The sequence below is a fragment of the Caulobacter sp. GW821-FHT05F04 genome (assembly GCF_059419665.1).
Genome location: NZ_JBWKSF010000002.1, coordinates 451214 through 472291, shown reverse-complemented (window position 1 = coordinate 472291; position 21078 = coordinate 451214). Strand labels below are relative to the sequence as shown.

The window sequence follows — 21078 nt, the reverse complement described above, 5'->3', positions numbered from 1 at the left end:
CCGACCTCGATGCGGAACACGGAGCGTCCCTCGGCGGGACAGTCCCGGCCCGTGTCGCAAGCCTCGCGCCAAGCCCCCTTGGCGATCCGCGTTCTCTCGGCCATTGTCCGCGCCAAACAAGCGTTCGGGGAGAAGACGATGGCGAAGACTCTGGCTTCGAAGACTCTGGCGGCCCTGGGCCTGGTGGCGGGCCTGGCCCTGACGAGCGCGGCCTGCGCCCAGGCGCCGACCAACACCGCCCCCAACGACTACGGCAAGACGGAGAACTGGCTGTGCCTTCCTGGCCGCCAGGACGCTTGCGCCGTCGACCAGACCACCACCATCGTCGAGGCCGACGGCAAGACCTCGACCGAAGCCTTCAAGCCAGCCGCCAGCCCCGCCTATGATTGCTTCTATATCTATCCGACGGTCTCGACCGATGCGGGCGGCAACAGCGACATGGTCATCGACGAGGCCGAGCGCCGCGTGGTCGAGCAACAGCTGGCCCGCTTCGGCGGCCAGTGCCGGGTGTTCGCCCCGATGTACCGCCAGGTGACCCTGGCGGCCCTGCGCGCGGTGATGACGGGTCAGCCCTCGCCGGGCGACGGCGTCCTGGCCTATGGCGACGTGCGCGACGCCTGGCGCTGGTACCTGGCCAACGAGAACGGGGGACCCAATGGGAAGGCCAGGGGTGTCGTGCTGCTAGGTCACAGCCAGGGCTCGCGGATGCTGCTGGACCTGCTGAAGAACGAGGTGGACGGCAAACCCGCCCAAAAGCAGATGATCTCGGCCTATGTGATCGGCATGAATACACCGGTGACCGACGGCAAGTTCGGCTCGATCCCGCTGTGCGACAAGGCCGATCAGGCCGGCTGTCTCGTCACCTACGTCTCGTTCCGCGCCTCCAGCCCGCCGCCGGCCAACAGCCGCTTCGGCAAGACCGACGAACAGGGCCGTCGCGCCGGCTGCGTGAACCCCGCCGCCCTGGTCGCCGGCAAGGCCTCGAGCGACGAGACGCCCGTGCACGCCTATCTCAGCAGCAAGGCCTTCCTGTCGAGCGGCGAGCCCAAGCCGTTCGCCAAGGACGTGAAGGTGACGACGCCGTTCGCCTCGCTGCCTGGCCTGATCTCGGCCAAATGCGTGAGCGAAGGCGACTTCACCTATCTGTCGGTCAAGGTGAACGCCGATCCGGCCGATCCGCGCACCGACGACATCGCCGGCGACATCATGGTCGGTGACCAGACCCTCAAGGACTGGGGCCTGCACCTGATCGACGTGAATCTGGAGATGGGCGACCTGAACGCGCTCGTGGCCCGCCAAGCCAAGGCGTACGTGGCCAAGGCGTACGCGGGACGCTAGGCAGAGGCTCCCCCGCGAGCGGGGAAGCCTCTGTGAGCGGTTCTATTTCGGGCCGGCCGCCGCCTTGAACACCGTCACGCCCAGCAGAGCCACGATCACGAAGCCGAGCAGGAACAGAAAGAACAGGATCTTGGCGACGCCCGCCGCCGCGCCGGCCACGCCGGTAAAGCCCAGCGCGCCCGCGATCAGAGCGACAACGGCGAGAATGATGGCCCACTTGAGCATTTGCGTTCCCTCACGAAGGCGTCCGAGCGGCGCCGCTTACAGATTCCAGAGGCGCCGAAGCGGCGCCGATGGAAAATCAACGTCTCGTCCGCGCACGGCGTTCCTTGTTTTCGCCGCCCGGCGCCGCTAACTCGAAGCCATGGCCTCCAAGCCCGAAAGCCCGACCGAACCCTTCAAGCGCGCCCTGGCGCACGCCGCGCGCTCGCTCGCCGAAATGCCGGACCTGGAGGTCGTGTTCTCGGGCGATGGCCCGCAGCTCCTGGGCAAGCGGGCGGTGCTGCCGCATCCGCCGCGCGACCTGAACGCCAAGGAGGCCGCGCGCATCCGGGGCCTGGCCGACCAGATGGCCCTGCGCCTGGCTCACCACGACCCTATCGCCCACGCCCGCGCGCGTCCCAGCTCGCCCGACGGCCAGGCGGCCTTCGAGTCCATCGAGCAGGCGCGGCTGGAAGCGATCGGCGCCAACGCCCTGGGCGGCGTGCGCGGAAACCTGACCGCCGCCCTGGAGGCCCGGCTGGAGAAGCAGGGCCTGACGCGGGCCGTCGCCACCGACCGCCAGTCCGCGCCCATGGCCGAGATCCTCGGCCTGATGGTCCGCGAGCGCCTGACCGGCGACGCGCCGCCGGACGGCGCCAGGGCCCTGGTCGACATCCTGCGTAACGACATCGAGATGAAGGCCGGCAAGGACCTGGATCGCCTGGCCGCCGCCATCGACGACCAAGCCGCCTTCGCCCGGGTGACCCGCGAGATCCTCCGTGACCTCGACCTGGGCGAAGAGATGTCCGACGCCACCGAAAGCGCCGACGAGGACGACGGCGAAGAGGAAGGCGCAACCGAGAATTCCGACGAGGATCAGGGCGAGGGCGAAGGCGAACAGCCCGAGGGCTCCTCGCCGCAGGAGAGCGAGGCCTCCGACCGCGAGACCGAGTCCGGCGACGAGGAGATGGTCCAGTCGGACCAGGACGGCGAGCCCGAGGAGTCCGACGAACAGCCCGAGATGGGCGACGGCGCCAAGCCGGCCCGCCCCGACCCGGGCGCGTCGCAGGGCGGCGAGCCGCTCTACAAGATCTTCACCACGGCCCACGACGAAGTCGTCGACGCCGAGGACCTGTGCGACGCCGAGGAACTGACGCGCCTGCGCGCCTATCTGGACCAGCAGCTGTCGGCGCTTTCCAGCGTCGTCTCGCGCCTGGCCAACAAGCTGCAGCGCCGCCTCCTGGCCCAGCAGAACCGCGCCTGGACCTTCGATCTCGAGGAAGGGATGCTGGACGTCGCCCGCCTGACGCGGGTGATCATCGACCCGACCGCCCCGCTGTCCTTCAAGCAGGAAGAGGACCAGGAGTTCCGCGACACGGTCGTGACCCTGCTGATCGACAATTCCGGCTCGATGCGGGGACGGCCGATCATGGTGGCGGCGATCTGCGCCGACATTCTGGCTCGGACCCTGGAACGTTGCGGGGTCAAGACCGAGGTGCTGGGCTTCACCACCCGCGCCTGGAAAGGCGGGACCAGCCGCGACGAGTGGATCAAGGCCGGCAAGCCCGCCGCCCCGGGCCGGCTGAACGATCTGCGCCACATCATCTACAAGGCCGCCGATTCTCCGTGGCGCCGGGCCCGCAAGAACCTCGGCTTGATGATGCGCGAAGGGCTCCTGAAGGAGAACATCGACGGCGAGGCCCTGATGTGGGCCCACCAGCGGATCATCGGCCGGCCCGAAGCCCGCCGCATTCTGATGGTGATTTCCGATGGCGCGCCGGTGGACGACTCCACCCTCAGCGTCAATTCGGGCCACTATCTGGAGCGTCACTTGCGCCAGGTCATCGGTGAGATCGAGACCAAGAGCCCCGTGGAGCTGATCGCCATCGGCATCGGCCACGACGTCACGCGCTACTACCGCCGCGCCGTCACCATCGTCGATGTCGAGCAACTGGGCGGGGTGCTGGTCGAGCAGCTGGCCGCGCTGTTCGAGGAAGAGCCGCGCCAGATCGCCCGTTCGCGCGGCCTGCTCGCCCCGCCGCCCGTGGTGACGCCTCAGACTCCGAAGGCCGGTAAGGTTTCCGCGTGATCGGTCTTCGCGCCGCGCTCGTCCTGGGGATGGTCGGCGGCCTGAGCGGCTTCGCCACCCAGTGCACGCCGCGCAAGCCGCCGCCGGTGGTCGCCACACCACCGGCGCCGGTCAAGGTCGGCCCCGAGATCACCGTCACCGCGACGCCCGTGCCGCTGGACGCCGCCAACCCAGCCAAGACCACCCTGGACGGCGGCTTCACCTATGCCGGCGGCCTGGCCCTGACCAGCGCGACCACTTCGCGCCTGCACGGCCTGTCGGACCTGTCGGTCACCGCCGACGGCCGGCTGACGGCGATCAGCGACGAAGGCGACGTCTTCGAGGCCAAGATCCAGTTCGACGCGGCTGGCAAGCTGGTCGGCCTGACCGACGCCAAGTTGGCGCCGCTGAAGGGCCTGGACGGCCAGCCCCTGCGGAACAAGCAACATGCCGACGCCGAGGGCCTGGCCGTGCTGCCCAATGGCGACCGCCTGGTCAGCTTCGAGCGCGACCACCGCATCTGGCGCTACGCGGTCGGACGCGATGGGACGTGGAGCCTTCCAGCCCCCGCGCCCAAGCCCGCCACCATCTTCCCGGACAACGAGGGCATGGAGGCGATCTCGGCCTATCCGGCCGCGGGTCCCGACGCCTATATCGTCGGCGGCGAGGAGGGCGAGGTGTGGCTGTGCCGACTGTCGGCCGACTGCAAGGCGCTGCCGCCGCAGTCGGGCCCGGATTTCACCTGGGGCCTGACCGGCTTCGCCCCCTTCCAGGGCGCGGCCATCGCCAGCCTGCATCGCGGCTATGACCCCGTCCGCGGCTGGCGCTCGATCGTGCGCTTCATCTCCGACCCGACCCAGCCCACGGCCCGCCAACGCACCGCCGCGACGCTGCGGATCGAAGGCTCCATGCCGCGAGACAACTTCGAAGGCGTGTCCATCACCGCCTCGCCGCCGGGCGCGCCGGCCGGCGCCACGCGCCTCTATCTGATCTCCGACGACCAGGCGATCGGCGCCAACCAGCGCACCCTGCTTCTGGCCTTCGACTGGGTGGCCCCGCCCCTCCCGCCGCCAATGCCGCCCAAGGCGCCTCGCAAGCCCGTTCGCAGGCGCTAAGGCCGTTTCGTTTCAGACGAGACGGTTTCATTACCAACTATATGATTATATTGGACTTTTTGTCGCACAAACCGATTTCGCACTTGCGAAAGGTACCGGTACCATATACTTATGGATCCCGACGGACGACGAGGCGAGATCCTGGGGGCCGTCAGAGGAACGCGTCGGGAGGCGGTTGAACTCAACCTCCTTTCCGGGACTACACAACATGATCCGTCTGCTCGTTATCGCCATCGCGGCCCTCATGGCCACCACCGCCGCCACCTCGGCCAGCGCTGGCGAAATCAAGGTCAAGGTCGCCGGCCGCGACACCGCCACCGTCCACGCCGAAATCGTCCAGGCCGCCAAGCAGCTGTGCCAGGAAGACCTGTTCGGCAACCCCTATGCCGTCCAGATCGCCCCCTACTGCGTGCGCGACATCGCTCGCGACGCCATCAGCCGCGCCCACAGCCGCGACCTGATCGCCTACGACAAGGCCCAGGGCCGCGGCGTCTATTTCCTGAAAATCGCCACCCGCTAGGAGCGGTCGACGCTTCCCGACAGAGCCCGCGAAACCCCCGTTTCGCGGGCTTTTTCTGGTCTGCAATCGGTTGTTCGCACGCGCAATAACGCCCGACTCCACCTTGGGTGCACTGCAACATAATCGTTGATAACCCATGCGAACGTTGCTATAGGCGACGAGACGGGCTGAGCAGGCGATAGACCGGGGACGGGCCGTCAGAGGAACGCGTCTGGAGGGGGTTGAACCCAACCCTCTTTCGGAACATCGACATGATCCGCTCCATCGTTCTGGCCGCCTCGGCCATCGCCCTGTTCGCCGCCGCTCCGGCCTCGGCCGCCGAAGTCCGCGTCAAGCTCGCCGGCAAGTCGGCCGCCGAAGTCCGCGCTGAAATCGTCAAGGCCGCCTCGACCGTCTGCTGGCAGGACGTCCGTGGCGAAGCCCTCGCCGGCTACCTGTACCCGGCCTGCATCCGCGCCTCGGTCAACGACGCCGTGTCGAAGATCAACAACCCGGCCCTGAGCGCGTTCAACTCGGCCAACCCGGCTTCGGGCGCCGTCGTCGCGCGCTAAGCGCCCCCAGGCTTTAGTACCAAGCGTAACAGTACCAAGCTTACCAGTACCAAGCGTTCAAAACCCGCCGCGGCTCAGTCGCGGCGGGTTTTGCTTTGTCTGAGGCGCGCCTGACGCCTCCCCGCCTCCCCGCCTCCCCGCCTCCCCGCCTCCCCGCCTCCCCGCCTCAGTCGGTGCGTTCGTCCACGATCCGCCGCAACTGCAAAAGCAATGCGCCCGACGCCCCGACCTCCTCGGCTAGGGCGAGGAAGTCCCGCGCCTCGTCGACCGCGCCAAAATTGGCGCCGCCCAGCCCCGCCAGAGGATTGGACGCTGGAATGTCCACTGACCAATGTTCGAAGACCTCCGTGAACAGGTCGGGGTATTTGTCCAACGGATCGCTTCTGAAGGTCGCCGCCAGGAAGGCCATGACATCCGCCATCGCCGCTTCGATCGCTGGTAGGAATGCTCGCAGGTGGGCGTCGATCTCTCGCAGCACCTCGCTCATTCGATCAAGGTTCGCCTGAGGAGGCTCCTCCTCGCGCGACCACAGCCGAGCCAGGGTGTAGGTCATCTGGTGTTGGGTCATTCGCAGGCGGATGTTGTCGACAATGCCTTGCAGCGCCAGTTCGACGTCCGCGACAGGGGAGACCTCACCCGCCGCCAAGGCCAGCCCGATCCGACGGCAACGCGCGATGTAAGTGCTCGCCAAGGACATGCGCGCATGTTCGAGCGCGAAGACCCTCAGATCCAGCGGACTGGAGCTCTCACGCCCCATAGCGGCCACGGTCGGGTTGATGAGAACATTCAGAGCGAAGAGATCCGCCCCTATTTCCTCGCGAATATGGGCGGGATCACAGAGCGGAAGGCGCTCCGGTCCGATAAAGTAAGTGGATGCATTCTGGAATCGAGGAGCCTGCTTGACGAGGGCCAGGATCCCACGCGCCAGCGCGCCTTCAATCAGCTCGTCAGAGAAACCCCGAGCGAAACGCGCGCTGACCTTGTCCGCGCTAACGACCGCATGACCAACCTCATGGGCCAGAGCGAAGAAGCGACTTATAATGTAGGCGCAATCCGCTATGTCCGCCGAACCCCGAAAGATCTCGACGAGGTCATGCGATGGGTTGGCCGGTGGCGGAACTGTCGCCAGAACCTCCGCGAACGCAGCAGCCGCGCCCTCATCACTCCCGGGCCGCAAAGCGAACTGGGCCACGGTCCTGAACAGGGTGCGACGCGCAACCAGCCGCAGACCCTCTCCCTCATAGAGGCCGGTGAACAGCCTGCGGAAGTCCTCGAAGGCCCGCGCCTGTCGTGGGTTCATCACGACGACGAGGGCGTCGGGATGCTTGAGGCAGAAGACGGAAGGGCGTCCACCGTCGACAGTGCTTATCAGCAACGGCGTTTCCGACTCGATGTTTAGACTCTCAGCGACAAGAGCGAAGGTCCAATCGTCCTCGCCCTCGCCCGCATAGGGCCGCACGTCGGCTCGGCCGCCCATGGCGAGGCGGGCGGCACGCAGCAGTCGCGTGGTCTGAGCCGGATCCATGGCGACGCCTATGTCGAGAGGCGCTTGGCCATCAGCTCGCGCAGGAGCTCAAGATCCTTTTCCTGAGGGTTCTCGATGATGATGTCGCCAATCTGAATCTTCGTGACCCCACCTCGATCGATATGTTTGGCGATCAGGGTCACGAAATTCGGCAGAGCCTGGACCGCCAGCGTGGCGAGAACGATCCAGACTGATGAACTGCCGTCGAAATTCTTCCTCTCCATCGCATCAACCGGTTCGACGGCGAGCGAGCCAAGTTCTTCCCGTACGGCCGCCAGGAGGTCAGGCGCGCACTCGAGCAAAATGTCCTCGGTCATAGATCCTCAGCTTCCCTGAAATCACAGCCTGCATCCGCAGAGCGTAACAACCCAAGGAAGCGCACATTGGGAGGCGGGTCGAGTCTTGGATTGAGCGCGCCTGAACCGCCAGCCGAGGACCCACGACGAAAAGCCCGCCGGGATCGCTCCCGGCGGGCTTTCAATCGTCAGTCGAGACCGTAAAGCCTTAGGCGGCTTGGGCGGTCGCGGCGGCCTTGGCCTTGGCCTTGACCTGGGTCTTGATCTTCAGGGCGCGCGGCGACAGCTGCTCGTCCTTGGCGCCCAGCAGGAACACGTCCAGGCCGCCCTTGAAGTCCAGGGTGCGCAGGGCCGCGTTGCTGATGCGCAGCTTGAAGCTCTGGCCCAGCGACTCCGACTGGAGCGTGGCGGGCGACAGGGCCGGCAGGAAGCGGCGCTTGGTCTTGATGTTCGAGTGGCTCACATTGTGGCCGACCATCGGACCGATACCGGTAAGTTCGCAACGGCGCGACATGGTGGTTACCTTGGCTTGGGCGAAACCGTCTGGCTCGGTGAAGAGCCTGGTCCCGATAAGATATGAATTCGGACACGCGACTGGACCAGGCCGACCGCGCGAGAGCGGGCGATATAGGCGAAGGGTCGCCCCCGAGTCAAGGCGTCTGGCCAAGGATCCCCGCGCCGGCGTCCGACAAGGAACCGGTCGCCCAACCTCCGCCTTCAAGCAGGGTTCATATGCCTCTCTATATAGGAGCGGTATGAAGGAGACCCGCCGCATGCGTTCGACCGCCCTCGCCGCTTCCATTCTGGTCCTCGCCACGGGAGGCGTTCTTGGGGGCGTCGCCCTCGCCCAGCCCGCGGTCCGCGCGGCGGCCGCCAAGACCTCGGCCTCGAGCAAGGCGACGATTCTCCCCGGCCAGTGGGAGTACGACTACAAGGTCGGCGTGATCCCGGTCAGCAGCGAGCGCAAATGCCTCAAGCCGGCCGACGCAGAGCAGTTCTCGCGCGGCATCTGCACCCGGCGCTATCGCTGCGACTACACCACCAATGTGGTCAAGGACGGCAAGATCCAGCTGAAGGGCACCTGGACCGACAAGAAGGACCGCGTCTCGCCGGTCACGGCCGAGGGCAGCTACACGCCCGAGAGCTTCAAGATGGACATCCACATCAAGACCATCAGCGGCATGAACCTGGCCGGCAGCATGAACGCCAAGCGCGTCGCGGCCGAGTGCGCGCCGGAAGAGAAAACGGCGGAAAAGGCCCCGGAAACGACATCGAGGTAACGCCGCTCCGCGAAACCGATTTGTGGTTAATCCGCTTTAAGCTACAATAGCTTGTAGGGAACAAACACTGAATCGGCCGACGTCGCTGATTCGGTCATGATTCGTTTCGCCCCTGTTCGAGGAAGCGTTATCTTGCGTTAAGAGACGTGGGCGGAGGGTCGTCTGGACCTCAGCCCCCACGCCGCGGCGCGACCGAGAATTCCAGGTCGAACAGCGTCGGGACCTTGTCGGTCCGCGCCTTCTCGATCGTCAGCAGTCGGGCCTTGGTCTCGGTGCCGCCCGGCGCGGAAAAGCCACCCATATGGCCCGAGGCGCCCAGCACCCGGTGACAGGGCACCACGATCGGCCAGGGGTTCTCGCCCAGGGCCTTGCCGACGGCCCGCGCCGCGCCCGGCTCGCCCATCGCTTTCGCCACCTCGCCATAGGTCGAGGTCTCGCCCGGCGTGATGGCCCGGGCGATCTCATAGACCCGCAGGTTGAAGGCTGGCTGGCCGTCCAGGTCGAGCGGGATGTCGGTCAGGTCGTCGCGGCCGCCGGCCAACAGTCCGCGGATACGCTCCATGACCGTCTCGATCTCGGTGGTCGGCTCGTCTTCGACCGCGTCGGGGAAGCGCTTGCGCAATCTGGCCCAGGCCGCGCCGGGCGAGCTCTCCGGCAGTTGCACACCGATCAGGCCGCGCTCGCCCCAGGCGACGCCACAGCGGCCGATGATCGTGTCGAACAGGACAAAACGCTGAGCGCTCATGACGAAAAACTAGCAGGCCTGTTGCGACTTGGGAGGGGCGCGCCGTACGTTTTCCGAAACTTGCTAAGCTTCGGAGGTCGCCTTTGCGCCGGATCCTACTCGCCGCCCTGCTGGCCGCGACCTCTTTCACGGCCGCGAACGCCGGCGACATCCTGATCCACGGCGGCCCGATCCACACCGGCGTCGACGCCAAGCCGACCGCCGAGGCGGTGCTGCTGCGCGACGACAGGATCCTGTTCGTCGGCGATCTCGCCACCGCCAAGGCCAAGGCCGCGAAGGACGTTCGCGACATCGACCTGAAGGGCTCGGCCGCCTATCCGGGCTTCGTCGACGCCCACGCCCACCTGACCGGCATCGGCCTGCGCGAGCTGACCCTCAATCTCGATCAGGTGAAGTCGGTGGCCGAGCTGGTCGCCGCCGTGAAGGCCTATGCCGCCGCCCACCCGGAGGGCGCGATCTATGGCCGGGGCTGGATCGAGACCCACTGGCCCGAGAAGCGCTTCCCGACCAAGGCCGACCTGGACGCGGCGGCGCCGGGGCGGATCGTGGTGCTGGGACGCTCGGACGGCCACGCCAGCGTCGCCTCCAGCGCCGCCCTGGCCAAGGCCGGGATCACCGCCGCCACCGCCGCGCCGGCCGGCGGCCAGATTCTCAAGGGCCCCGACGGCCAGCCCGACGGCATGCTGATCGACCACGCCCAGTCCCTGGTGGCGGACGTCATCCCGCCGCCCAGCGAGGCCCTTAAGCGTGAAGCCCTGCGCAAGGCCGGCGCGCTCTACGCCGCGCGCGGCTGGACCGGCCTCGCCAATATGAGCGTCATGGCCGACGATCTCGCCTTGCTGCGCGATGAGGCCGCCAAGGGAAGCTTCCACATCCGCGTCGACAACTACATGGACCCCAGCGGCGCGGCCGAAGTGCTGAGCAAGGGTCCGCGGACCGATGCGACCGGCCTGATCCGGACGCGCGGGATCAAGCTCTATATGGACGGCGCCCTGGGCTCTCGCGGCGCGGCCCTGCTGGAACCCTACAGCGACGCCGAGGGCCTGGGCCTGCAGCTGACCCCGCAGGACAAGGGCCTGGCGCTGATGAAGCAGGCCAAGGCCGTGAACGCCCAGGTCGCCATGCACGCCATCGGCGACCGCGGCAACCGCATGACCCTGGACTGGTTCGAGCAAAGCCTGGCCGGCGACACCAAGGCCCGCTGGCGCATCGAGCACGCCCAGATCGTCGCCGACACCGACGTGCCGCGCTTCGCCAAGCTGGGCGTCATCGCCTCGATGCAGCCCAGCCACGCCATCGGCGACCTCTATTTCGCTCCCGCCCGCCTGGGTAAGGCCCGCCTGCACGAGGGCTATCGCTGGAAGGACTTCCTGAAGGCCGGCGTCGTGGTCGCGGCGGGCTCGGACGCCCCGGTCGAGGTCGGCGATCCGCGCATCGAGTTCTACGCCGCCGTCTATCGCCACGGGCTGGACGGCTTCGCCAACGCCGACTGGCATCTGGAAGAAGCCGTCACCCGCGCCGAGGCCCTGAAGATGCTGACCCTGGCGCCGGCCTACGCCGTGTTTCGCGAGAAGGAGCTGGGCACGCTGGAGGCCGGCAAGAAGGCCGACCTCACCGCCTTCGACAAGGACTTGATGACGGTCGAGCCCAAGGAGATCCTGACGGCCCAGCCGGTGCTGACCGTGGTGGACGGCAAGGTGGTGTTCAGCCGACCGTAAGCCTTCCTCCCGCTTGCCTCGTCACGATTCCCGCCCCACCTTGAATCCATGAGTGATCGTTCGACCGGCCTGGCTCCCTCGAAGCTGACCGCGGTCCTGGGCCCGACCAATACCGGCAAGACCCACCTGGCCGTCGAACGGATGCTGGCCCACGGGTCGGGGATGATCGGCCTGCCGCTGCGGCTGCTGGCGCGCGAGATCTACGACCGGGTCGTCAAGCTGCGCGGCAAGGCCTCGGTGGCGCTGATCACCGGCGAGGAGAAGATCGTCCCGGCCCGGGCGGTCTATTTCGTCTGCACCGTCGAGGCCATGCCGCTGGCCCGCGAGGTCGAGTTCCTGGCCGTCGACGAGATCCAGCTGTGCGCCGATCCCGAGCGCGGCCACATCTTCACCCACCGGCTGCTGCATGCGCGCGGCAAGTTCGAGACCATGTTCCTGGGCGCCGGGACCATGGCCCCGCTGGTGCGTCGACTGCTGCCGGACGCCGAGATCGTCTCGCGCGAGAGGTTCAGCAACCTCTCCTACGCCGGCTCCAAGAAGCTGACCCGCCTGCCGCGGCGGACGGCGATCGTCGCCTTCTCCACCGACGCGGTCTACGCCATCGCCGAGCTGATCCGGCGCCAACGCGGCGGGGCGGCCGTGGTCATGGGCAGCTTGAGCCCCCGCACCCGCAACGCCCAGGTGGCTCTGTACCAGTCGGGCGAGGTCGACTTCCTGGTGGCCACCGACGCCATCGGCATGGGCCTGAACATGGACGTCGACCACGTGGCCTTCGCCGGCCTGCGCAAGTTCGACGGCAAGCGCACCCGCTGGCTCTATCCGCAGGAGGTCGGCCAAATCGCCGGCCGGGCGGGACGCTATACCCGCGACGGCACCTTTGGTGTGACGGGCGACTGCGAGGAGATCGACGAGGATCTCGTTGAAGCCGTCGAGAGCCACACCTTCGAGCCGATCCAGGCCGCCGAGTGGCGCAACGCGCGGCTGGACTTCGGCTCTCTGCCCGGCCTGCTGCGCTCGCTGAACGAGACGCCCAAGCGCAATGGCCTGTCCCTGTCGCAGGAAGCCCTGGACGAGCGCACCCTGCGCGCCCTGGCTCAGCAGGAAGACGTCATCAAACGCTGCAAGACCGACCGCTCGGCCCTGCTGCGGCTGTGGGACGTCTGCCAGACTCCGGACTTCCGCAAGACCACCGACGACGACCATCAGCGCATGGCGCGCACCCTGTTCGACGACCTGACCACCGGCCGCAAGCGCCTGCCCGAGGACTGGATCAACAGTCAGTACAAGGCGCTGGACCGCGTCGACGGCGAAATCGACAGCCTGGCCGGCCGGCTGTCGGGCGTGCGCACGCTCAGCTACATCGCCAACCGCCCGGACTGGGTGGCCAATCCCGCCCATTGGCAAGGCCTGACCCGCCAGCTTGAGGACCGGATCAGCGACACCCTGCACGAAAAGCTGATGGCCCGGTTCATCGACCGGCGCACCAGCGCGCTGATGAAGCAGCTGGGCGAGCGCGAGACGCTCTATGCCGGCGTCGGCCAGGACGGCGAGGTCACGGTCGAGGGCCACGTGGTCGGCCACCTGTCGGGCGTGGCCTTCACCCCGGTCAAGGCGACCTCGCCCCTGGAAGAGAAGGCCCTGCGCAACGCCGCCCAGCGCGCGGTCGGGCCCGAGATCGCCAAGCGTTTGGGCTTGCTGGCCAGCGAAGCCGACGACGCGTTCGCCCTGACGCCCGACGGCGCGATCCTGTGGCGGGGCGAGGCGGCCGGGGCCGTGCGCCGCGACCTGCCCCTGCTGTCGCCCCGCGCCCGCCTGCTGGGCGAGCTGGGCCCCGCCGCCGTGCGCGAGCGAGCCGAGCGGCGGCTGGACGCCTTTCTCGCCTCGGAGGTCGACAAGCACCTGGCCCCACTGCGCAAGCTGGAGCGCGCCCTGGCCGGCGGCGAGCTTCGCGGCCTGCCGCGCGGCGTCGCCCACCGCCTGCTGGAAGCCGGCGGCGTGCTCGACAAACGCCCCGTCGATCCGGAGCTGAAAGCGCTCAGCCAGGCCGAGCGCCGCACCCTCAAGAGCCTGGGCGTGCGGATCGGGGCCTTCAGCCTCTATTGCCCCGCCGTGCTGAAGGCCGAGGCGATCGCCGCCGCGCGCGCCTTGAACCCGACCGGCTGGCGCGGCGCGCTGACGACGCTGGAGCCCCTGCCCTCGCCCGAGCCCTCGGCCCGCGAACTGTCGGCCAGCGGACTGCGCGCCGTCGCCGGCTTCAGCATTCCGGTCGAGGCGCTGGAGGCGCTGGACGCCCTTTTGCGCGCCGAGCAGCAGCACGGCGGCGTGGTGCTGACCGACGCGGCGCTGGAGACGCTGGGCTGGACAGCCAAGCAGGCCTCCAACGTCCTGCGCGCCCTCGACTACACCCCTGCCATCCGCGCCAAGCCCGATCAGCTGATCGTCTGGAAGCGCCGTGGGGCCGCCAAGCTGGACCAGACCCCCGTCAAGGCGCGCCCGGACTCGCCGTTCGCGGCCCTGGCCAAGCTGACCGAACCGCCGCCCAGACGAAAGAAGCCGCGCCGCCGCAAGCCGGCCGCCCAGGCGGCTGGTAAGCAGGCCGCATCATGACGGATATCCAGGGAGACTCTGTCCGCGCCGACGTGTGGCTGTGGCGGGCCCGCTTCTTCAAGACCCGCTCGCTGGCCGCCAGGTTCGTCGACGAGGGCCGCATCCGCCTGACCCGCTCCGGAACCGAGAGCCGCATCGACAAGCCCTCGCGCGCCGTCAAACCCGGCGATATCGTGGTGTTCGGTCTTGGCGGCCGCCTGATCGCCGTGCGGGTGCTGGACTGCGGCGAACGCCGGGGCCCGGCGACCGAGGCGCGCGGGCTCTATGAAGCGGTGGAGGGGTAACCCTCCGACATCGCCACCGGCGGCCAGATTCTCGCGCTGACGCCGCCGCCTTCACGATTGCCGATCACCAGCCTGCCGCCGAAGCGCTTGATCAGGCGCTCGGCGGTGGGAATGCCCAGGCCGAAGCCGCCGGTGTCGCGGGCCCGCGCGGCGTCGCCTCGGAAGAACGGTTCGTAGATGCGGGCCATGGCGTCGGCGGTCAGGCCCGGTCCCTGGTCCAGCACCTCGATCAGCGGCCCCTCCGGACCGTCCGCGACAAGCCGGACGCGCGCCTGGCCACCGAAGCGCACGGCGTTGTCCACCAGCCGGATCAGCGCCTGCTCCAGCGGCCCGCGATGGGTGGTCACTTCCAGGGCCTTGCCGCCTTCGTAGCGCACCACGTCCGGCCACCGCGCCGTCACGCCCTGGATCAACGACGGCAGGTCGACGACCTCGGCGGTGCTGGCCGAGTGCTGGGCCCGCAGCCAGTCAGACAGCGACCGCAGCATCGCGTCCAGCTCGCCGACATTGTCGGCCACCAGGGCCTTGATGTCGTCCGGCTCGATATAGTCCGCCGCCAGGGTCAGGCGGGCCAGTGGCGTGCGCAGGTCGTGGCTGAGCGCCTCCATGGCCCGGGCCTGGTCCTCGATCAGACCGGCGATGCGGCGCTGCATGTCGTTGAACGCCCGGCCCAGTTCGACGAGGTCGTTGGGGCCCTCGACCAGGATCGACGACGGGGGGCTCGCGCCGACGTGGCGCGAGGCCTCGGTCAGGCGGCGCAGGGGCTCACCCAGCTGGCGCAGAGCGTAGGCGCCCAGGGCCACGCAGGCCAGGGAGAAGACCAGCGTCGTGGCCACCGCGCGCAGGGCGATCGGCCAGGGCCGGGGGAAGTTGCGCGAGCGGAAGGTCAGCCACCGGCCGTCCTCCAGCCCCATGACCCCGACCAGGTCGCGGCCGCCCTCGGGCCGGCTCTCGGACCACAGGCGCAGCGGCCGCGCGGCGAGGCTCGGCTCCCATTGGCGGACATAGTCGGCGATGGCGCTGGCCTCGGCCATCCGGGTCCGGGTGACCGGCGGCCCTTCCGGCGGCAGGATCACGACCTTGGCCTCCATGTAGTGCGAGGTCATGACCTTGTCGAAATCGGCCTCGCCCAGCCTGGCGACCCGCTGGCCGACGACCAGCAGTTCGCCGATCCGCCGGGCGTGGTCCTCGCGCAGGGTCTGGCGATCGATGGCGCTATAGAAGGCGACGCTGGCGCAGAGCTGCACCAGCACGACGGCGACCACCACCCAGATGGACCGCCCCACGAAGCCGCGAGACCGCCACGGCGCCTTTCCCATCGTCAGAGTCATGCCCGAAGGCTATACGAGACCGCGGGCCCGAGGCCACTAGGGGTTGACCCCGAACCCCTTCAGGAAGCCCGCCACCTCGCTCGCCGGCATCGGCCGGCCGAAGTGGTAGCCCTGGACCTGGTCGCAACCATAGTGTTCCAGCGCCTTCAGCTGCGCGGCGTCCTCGACCCCTTCGGCGACCACCTTCATGCCCATGGATGTGCCAAGCGTGATCACCGCCTTCACGATGGCCTCGTCCTCGGTGTTCTGGACGAAGGACTTGTCGATCTTCAGGCGGTCGATCGGAAACTGGCGCAGGTTGGCGAGACTGGCATAGCCCGTGCCGAAGTCGTCCAGCGCGATCATCACGCCCGCCCGGTGCAGACGGCGGACGGTGTCGCTGACCAAGTCCGAGCCCCAGCCCATATAGACGTTTTCGGTGACCTCGATGGTCAGGCGTTCGCACGGCACGTTCCAGCGGGCCAGGCGCTCCTGGATCTCCTCGGCCAGGCGGCCGGACCGGAACTGGGCCGAGCTGATATTGACCGCCACGCGGCCGAACTCGACGCCGTCGTCCAGCCACCGGCGCATCTGCCTCAGAGCCGCCTCGAAGGCGACGTCGCCCAGCTTCAAGGAAAGGTCCTGGTCCTCGAACGCCGCCATGAAGCGGGCCGGGGTCAGCACGCCCTGCTCGGGGTGAACCCAGCGCATCAGGGCCTCGAAGCCGGCGACCTTGTTCTCGCGGATGTCGACCACCGGCTGGTAGAACAGGGTGAACTCGTTCTCGACCAGGGCCGCGCGGACGTCGCGCAGCAGCTCCAGCCGCCGCTCGACCTCGGAGCGCATCGACGGCTCGAACACGATGCTGCGGTTGCGGCCGGCCTCCTTGGCGCGATAGAGCGCGATGTCGGCGTTCTTGATCATGTGGGCCGGATCGGCGTCCGGGTCGCCGTGCAGAGCGGCCCCGATGCTGGCGCTGGCCGTGAAGCTGCGGCCACCGTGCTCGATCGGCTGGCGCAGCAAGTCCTGCAGCTTGCCGATCGGCCGGGTCATGTCGGCTTCGCCGTGCAGGCCTCTGAGGATCACCGCGAATTCGTCGCCGCCCAGGCGCGCCACCGTGTCGTTGCTGCGGAAGGCGCGCTGCAGCATGCCGGCCAGGCGCTTGAGCAAGGCGTCGCCGGCGTCGTGGCCCAGGCTGTCGTTGATGTCCTTGAAGTGATCGACGTCGATCATGATCAGGCCGAACATCTCGCCCAACGTCTCGGACGCCGCCACCGCCTCCTGGAAGCGGTGCTGGAACAGGGCGCGGTTGGGCAGGCCCGTCAACGGATCCTTGAACGCCAGGGTCTCGATCGCCTCGGTCTGGCGACGGCGGTCGGTGATGTCCTTGAACAGGTTGACCAGCTTCTCGGGCTTGCCGTCGGCCCCGACGAACACCTTGCCCACCGAGCGGACCCAGGTCTCGACCCCGTCGTCGCGGCGGAGCTTGAACTCGAAGACCCGCGCCTCGCCGATCTTGCGGGTGGCCACCAGGTTGGCGCAGCGCTGGCGGTCCTCGGGATCGACGATCTCCAGCGGATCGTCCTTGAAGCTGCAGTACTTCTGCAGCTCGGGCGCGTGGCCCGAGAAATAGACCTCCTTGGTCCGCAGGTCGTATTCGCGGACCAACAGGTCGTCGAGCTCCAGGGCCATGGTCAGGCGCTGCTTGTCCCGCTCGGCGCGTAGCACGCTGTCGGCATAGCCGGTGACATCGCGCGCGGTGACCATCACCGCATAGGTCTCTTCCCTCCCCGGAGCGCCGTCCCGGCAGGCGCTGAACTCGGTGCGCCAGACGTGCTGCGCGCCCTCGGCGTCGACTGTCGGCAGGTAGCGCGAGAAGGCGATCCCCGCCTCGGCGCAGATCAGCAGCGACCCGACGTCCTCGGACGCCACCAGACCGCCCGCTCCGGCGTCTCCGCCGAGGGCCAGGCCGGGCGCGATGCCCTGCCGGGCCCACTCGCGGCTGACGGCGACCAGCACAAGGTCGCGATCCAGCAAGGCCGCGGCGAATGGAATCTCCCCAATGAACTCGCCGAACGCGCGGGCGCGCGCCCTGGCCAGGGCGCGCCTGGCGCCGTCGGGTTCCGGAATCGGTTGGGCGGCCAAGGCTTCAATCTTCATGCGTGTCGGCTTCCCGACTTGTTTTTATTGAGCGTTTCCAGTCCCACATATTGGCGTTCGTTCGATAAGAAAGTGTTCTCGGCGCTCCACGCCATCGGGCGCTTTGTCGCGCCCGTCGGAAGGCTCGACCGCGGAAAGACCCCAGACTGGCGACGCATAGAGAATTCCTGAGCGCGCGTGCGGCCAAGCCGCATTGACAAGCGGGCCCTAGGCTTCGAAAACGCGCGCGCCGAACTTCGTCCGACATCATTCGAGTTTTCGATGACCTACATCGTCACCGACGCCTGCGTCCGCTGCAAGTTCATGGACTGCGTGGAGGTTTGCCCGGTCGATTGCTTCTACGAGGGCGAGAACTTCCTCGTCATCAATCCCGACGAATGCATCGATTGCGGCGTCTGCGAGCCGGAGTGCCCGATCGACGCCATCAAGCCGGACACCGAGGACGAACCGGACGGCAAGTGGCTGAAGATCAACGCCGACTACGCCAAGGTCTGGCCGAACATCACCGTCAAGGGCGAGCCGCCCGCCGACCGCGAGGATTTCGAGCGCGAGACCGGCAAGTTCGAGAAATACTTCAGCGAAAAGCCCGGCAAGGGCTCGTAAGCTCGCCAGCACGCCCGTTTCTGGTGGGACATCAGAAACGGGTCAGCAGGCTCCGCTTCCAGCACTAGAAGCATGGCGGGCGTCGAAACCGCTTACATTTTCGACTGCCACGCCCCGTCTCGATTTCTCAAGCTTGATCCCCCGCCAAGCCGCGAAAGCTTGGCGACGCCCCGCCTTTGCCGGACGCAACCCTTTCATAGGGCTGAATTTTATGCTATTGTCGCTGTCGACGTGACGGTTGCGGCTAATCGCGACAGTCCGTCTTGTCGAAGAAGCCGTTTCAGCAAACCAGTTTGAGCCGGCTCGCCCGATCGAAGGCGAAGGGTGTCTTAGAGATCTATTCCCAATCCTGACAGGCCTGGCCCCGCGCACATTCTTCCGCGGAGCAAGAACCTGTCGTTTTTGATTTGGAATGGACACGGCGTTCGGGCCCCGCGGGCCTGCATAGATGAGGACGAACATGAGCAAGAGCGGTCTGGAATTCTCGGTCAGCGACCACGTCGTTTACCCCGCGCACGGCGTTGGCACCATTCAGGCGGTCGAGACCCAGGAAGTGGCCGGTTATTCGCTCGAAGTCTACGTCATCACCTTCGACCACGAGAAAATGACCCTCCGCGTTCCGACCAAGAAGGCCAAGACGGCCGGCCTGCGTCCGCTGGCGGAAGGCGGCACCGTTTCGCAAGCCCTCACCACCCTGAAGGGCCGCGCCCGCGTGAAGCGCACCATGTGGTCGCGTCGCGCCCAGGAATACGAAGCCAAGATCAACTCGGGCGACCTGATCTCGATCGCCGAGGTGGTCCGCGACCTGCACCGCGCCGAGAACCAGCCGGAACAGTCCTACTCGGAACGCCAGCTGTATGAATCGGCCCTGGACCGCATGGCCCGCGAAGTCGCCGCCATCGAGCGCATCGACCGCGAAGCCGCCATCGGCATCCTGACCAAGTCGCTGGTCAAGGCCGCTTAAGCGACCTCTTCCGATCCGGTTACCGAAAACGCCCCTCGCCTCGCGGGGGGCGTTTTTGTTTGCTCACGCCTCCGAAGAACGGTGGTTGACCACAGCGATGACAAGTGTCAACGTCGATTCGTTGACAACTGTCATCGAGAGACGACCATGAAGATCAGCTCGGCGGAAAGCGTCGTGATGGAGGCGCTGTGGCGGCGCAGCCCCCTGACCTCGGAGGCCATCATCAGCGAGGTCGGCGAGCCCCAGGGCTGGACCGAGGGCACGGTCAAGGTGCTGATCAGCCGCTTGGTCAAGAAGAAGGCGGTCGCCGCCCAGGCCGACGGCCGCCGATATCTCTATTCGCCGCTGGTCTCGCGTCAGGCCTATGTCGGGACCGAGAGCCAGGGCCTGTTGGATCGCCTGTTCGGCGGACGGCTGGCGCCGCTGGTCACCCACTTTTCCGAAAGCGACAAGCTCAGCGACGAGGACATCGCCGAACTGAAGGCCCTGATCGAGAAGATCGGCAAATGAGCGCGGCGATCCTTTCCGCCCTCCTCCAGGCCAACTTGGTTCTCGCCCTCGCCGTCCTGGCGATCCTGGCCCTGCGCCGGCCCGTGCGGGAGCGCTTCGGCGCGTTAGCGGCCTACGTCCTGTGGCTCGTCGCGCCGGTTTGCCTGCTCGCCGGCTTGCTGCCCGTCCATGCCCCGCCGGCGATCGCGGCGCCGGTCGTCACCCTGGTCGGAGCCGGCGCGCGCGGCCTCGCCCCCGTCGCCCGACAGGCGGCCAGCCTGACGCCCCTGCTGATCGCGGTCTGGATGGGCGGGGCGCTGGTCACCGCGGCCCTGTTCGCGGTGCGCCAGGTTCAATTCGTCCGCGCGCTCGGCCGCCTGACGCCGCTGGACAGCGATCCCGATATTCTGCGCGGCGAGCACCTGGGCGGCGGACCGATGCTGCTGGGCGCCATTCGACCGCGCATCGTCGTCCCGACCGACTTCGAGACGCGCTTCACCGGCCCGGCTCGCCGTCTGGTCCTCGAACATGAGCGCGTCCACCAGACGCGTGGCGACGCGGCGGTCAACGGGCTGGTGGTGGGCCTGCGCTGCCTGGCCTGGTTCAACCCCCTGGCCCATCTGGGCGCCCGCCGTCTCCGCGTCGACCAGGAGATCGCCTGCGACGCCGCCGTCACCCTGGCCAGGCCCGACGACCGGCGGCTCTATGCCGAGCTGCTGCTGGGCGCCGCCATGACCCCTTTTTCCGCGCCGTTCGGCTGCCATTGGCCGGCGACCGGCGTCCATCCCCTGAAGGAGAGACTGACGATGCTGAACAATATCTCCACGACGACCGCCCGCCGGCGCGCGGGTCTGGTCCTGGTCGGGGCGATCGCCCTGGCCGGCGCCGGGACGGTCTGGGCCGCCACCCCCGCGCCCGCCAAGCCTTCGCTCATCGCGCCGGATTGGGCCACGAAGCCGACCGCCCAGGATCTGGTGCGCTACTATCCGGCCGAGGCCGCAAAGGCGCACCTCCCCGGCCGGTCGACGGTCAGTTGCGACGTCAAGCTCGACGGGCATCTGGAGAACTGCACGGTGCTTTCGGAAAGCCCGACGGAGGCTGGCTTCGGCGAGGCGACCCTGGCGCTGACCCAGTACTTCCAGATGAAGCCGGCCTCGCTGGACGGCAAGCCGACCGCCGGCGGCAAGGTCACAATTCCGATCGTTTTCCAGGTCGGCCCGAACGCCCCCAGCCGATAGCCTGCCCTGAAGGCGCTCCGACCACGGAGCGCCTTCGTTCCCTCGATTGCCCGCGCCCGACGAAGC

Annotated in this window: 20 protein-coding genes; 13 read left to right on the top strand and 7 right to left on the bottom strand. The window is 67.9% G+C overall.

Annotation, left to right across the window (positions count from 1 at the left end):
* The first annotated feature begins 138 nt into the window (after positions 1-138).
* The gene (locus AC07R7_RS06655; RefSeq protein ID WP_494634597.1) at positions 139-1338 is read left to right on the top strand and encodes a DUF3089 domain-containing protein; all 1200 of its coding nucleotides are present in this window, start codon (positions 139-141) and stop codon (positions 1336-1338) included.
* A 42-nt stretch (positions 1339-1380) separates the two neighbouring features.
* On the opposite strand, the gene AC07R7_RS06650 is transcribed toward AC07R7_RS06655, so the two are convergent.
* On the bottom strand, positions 1381-1563 hold the full coding sequence (locus AC07R7_RS06650) for a DUF1328 family protein (protein WP_125155298.1): 183 nt from the start codon (positions 1561-1563) through the stop codon (positions 1381-1383).
* 139 nt (positions 1564-1702) lie between these two features.
* On the opposite strand from AC07R7_RS06650, the gene cobT reads away from it, so the two are divergent.
* The 4 genes from cobT to AC07R7_RS06630 all read left to right on the top strand — a co-directional run bounded on the left by cobT (position 1703) and on the right by AC07R7_RS06630 (position 5793).
* A complete protein-coding gene (gene cobT / locus AC07R7_RS06645) occupies positions 1703-3628 on the top strand; it encodes a cobaltochelatase subunit CobT (RefSeq protein WP_494634596.1) in 1926 nt (641 codons plus the stop codon).
* Entirely contained in the window at positions 3625-4722 is a 1098-nt protein-coding gene (locus tag AC07R7_RS06640) for an esterase-like activity of phytase family protein (protein WP_494634595.1), read from the top strand. Before cobT ends, AC07R7_RS06640 begins: the two co-directional genes overlap by 4 nt.
* A gap of 208 nt (positions 4723-4930) precedes the next feature.
* The gene (locus tag AC07R7_RS06635) at positions 4931-5242 is read left to right on the top strand and encodes a hypothetical protein (protein ID WP_494634594.1); all 312 of its coding nucleotides are present in this window, start codon (positions 4931-4933) and stop codon (positions 5240-5242) included.
* A gap of 251 nt (positions 5243-5493) precedes the next feature.
* The gene (locus AC07R7_RS06630; RefSeq protein ID WP_492840377.1) at positions 5494-5793 is read left to right on the top strand and encodes a hypothetical protein; all 300 of its coding nucleotides are present in this window, start codon (positions 5494-5496) and stop codon (positions 5791-5793) included.
* Between the two features lie 166 nt (positions 5794-5959).
* Here AC07R7_RS06630 and AC07R7_RS06625 read toward each other — a convergent pair whose 3' ends face one another.
* From AC07R7_RS06625 to rpmB, 3 genes are all read right to left on the bottom strand, one after another.
* Positions 5960-7318, bottom strand: coding sequence for a hypothetical protein (locus AC07R7_RS06625; RefSeq protein WP_494634593.1), 1359 nt, complete (start codon positions 7316-7318; stop codon positions 5960-5962).
* A gap of 8 nt (positions 7319-7326) precedes the next feature.
* Positions 7327-7635 (bottom strand): hypothetical protein, encoded by a 309-nt coding sequence (locus tag AC07R7_RS06620; RefSeq protein WP_494634592.1) that lies wholly within the window; start codon positions 7633-7635, stop codon positions 7327-7329.
* 187 nt (positions 7636-7822) lie between these two features.
* Complete coding sequence (gene rpmB / locus AC07R7_RS06615) at positions 7823-8128, bottom strand: 50S ribosomal protein L28 (protein ID WP_492840381.1); 306 nt, start codon at positions 8126-8128, stop codon at positions 7823-7825.
* A 259-nt stretch (positions 8129-8387) separates the two neighbouring features.
* Between rpmB and AC07R7_RS06610 the strand changes: the two genes are divergently transcribed.
* Entirely contained in the window at positions 8388-8894 is a 507-nt protein-coding gene (locus tag AC07R7_RS06610; protein WP_494634591.1) for a DUF3617 domain-containing protein, read from the top strand.
* Between the two features lie 169 nt (positions 8895-9063).
* On the opposite strand, the gene AC07R7_RS06605 is transcribed toward AC07R7_RS06610, so the two are convergent.
* Positions 9064-9639, bottom strand: coding sequence for a methylated-DNA--[protein]-cysteine S-methyltransferase (locus AC07R7_RS06605; RefSeq protein WP_494634590.1), 576 nt, complete (start codon positions 9637-9639; stop codon positions 9064-9066).
* 83 nt (positions 9640-9722) lie between these two features.
* Between AC07R7_RS06605 and AC07R7_RS06600 the strand changes: the two genes are divergently transcribed.
* From AC07R7_RS06600 to AC07R7_RS06590, 3 genes are read left to right on the top strand one after another with little or no spacing between them, the layout of a single operon-like run.
* On the top strand, positions 9723-11357 hold the full coding sequence (locus tag AC07R7_RS06600; protein ID WP_494634589.1) for an amidohydrolase: 1635 nt from the start codon (positions 9723-9725) through the stop codon (positions 11355-11357).
* Between the two features lie 48 nt (positions 11358-11405).
* The gene (locus AC07R7_RS06595; protein ID WP_494634588.1) at positions 11406-13964 is read left to right on the top strand and encodes a helicase-related protein; all 2559 of its coding nucleotides are present in this window, start codon (positions 11406-11408) and stop codon (positions 13962-13964) included.
* On the top strand, positions 13961-14248 hold the full coding sequence (locus tag AC07R7_RS06590; RefSeq protein ID WP_494634587.1) for an RNA-binding S4 domain-containing protein: 288 nt from the start codon (positions 13961-13963) through the stop codon (positions 14246-14248). The genes AC07R7_RS06595 and AC07R7_RS06590 overlap by 4 nt, the downstream gene beginning before the upstream one ends.
* Here the strand turns inward: AC07R7_RS06590 and AC07R7_RS06585 are convergent.
* Both AC07R7_RS06585 and AC07R7_RS06580 read right to left on the bottom strand, forming a co-directional pair.
* Complete coding sequence (locus AC07R7_RS06585) at positions 14227-15579, bottom strand: ATP-binding protein (RefSeq protein WP_494634586.1); 1353 nt, start codon at positions 15577-15579, stop codon at positions 14227-14229. The two genes, AC07R7_RS06590 and AC07R7_RS06585, sit on opposite strands and share 22 nt — an antisense overlap.
* 36 nt (positions 15580-15615) lie before the next feature.
* Entirely contained in the window at positions 15616-17718 is a 2103-nt protein-coding gene (locus AC07R7_RS06580; protein WP_494634585.1) for a putative bifunctional diguanylate cyclase/phosphodiesterase, read from the bottom strand.
* 261 nt (positions 17719-17979) lie between these two features.
* Here AC07R7_RS06580 and fdxA point away from each other — a divergent pair, with 261 nt between their 5' ends.
* From fdxA to AC07R7_RS06560, 4 genes are all read left to right on the top strand, one after another.
* The gene (gene fdxA, locus AC07R7_RS06575; protein WP_492840397.1) at positions 17980-18321 is read left to right on the top strand and encodes a ferredoxin FdxA; all 342 of its coding nucleotides are present in this window, start codon (positions 17980-17982) and stop codon (positions 18319-18321) included.
* Between the two features lie 460 nt (positions 18322-18781).
* A complete protein-coding gene (locus AC07R7_RS06570) occupies positions 18782-19285 on the top strand; it encodes a CarD family transcriptional regulator (protein ID WP_492840399.1) in 504 nt (167 codons plus the stop codon).
* A gap of 147 nt (positions 19286-19432) precedes the next feature.
* Entirely contained in the window at positions 19433-19795 is a 363-nt protein-coding gene (locus tag AC07R7_RS06565; protein ID WP_492840401.1) for a BlaI/MecI/CopY family transcriptional regulator, read from the top strand.
* Positions 19792-21012: a TonB family protein gene (locus AC07R7_RS06560; protein ID WP_492886452.1), complete on the top strand. Its 1221-nt coding sequence runs from the start codon at positions 19792-19794 to the stop codon at positions 21010-21012. The genes AC07R7_RS06565 and AC07R7_RS06560 overlap by 4 nt, the downstream gene beginning before the upstream one ends.
* Positions 21013-21078: the final 66 nt, after the last annotated feature.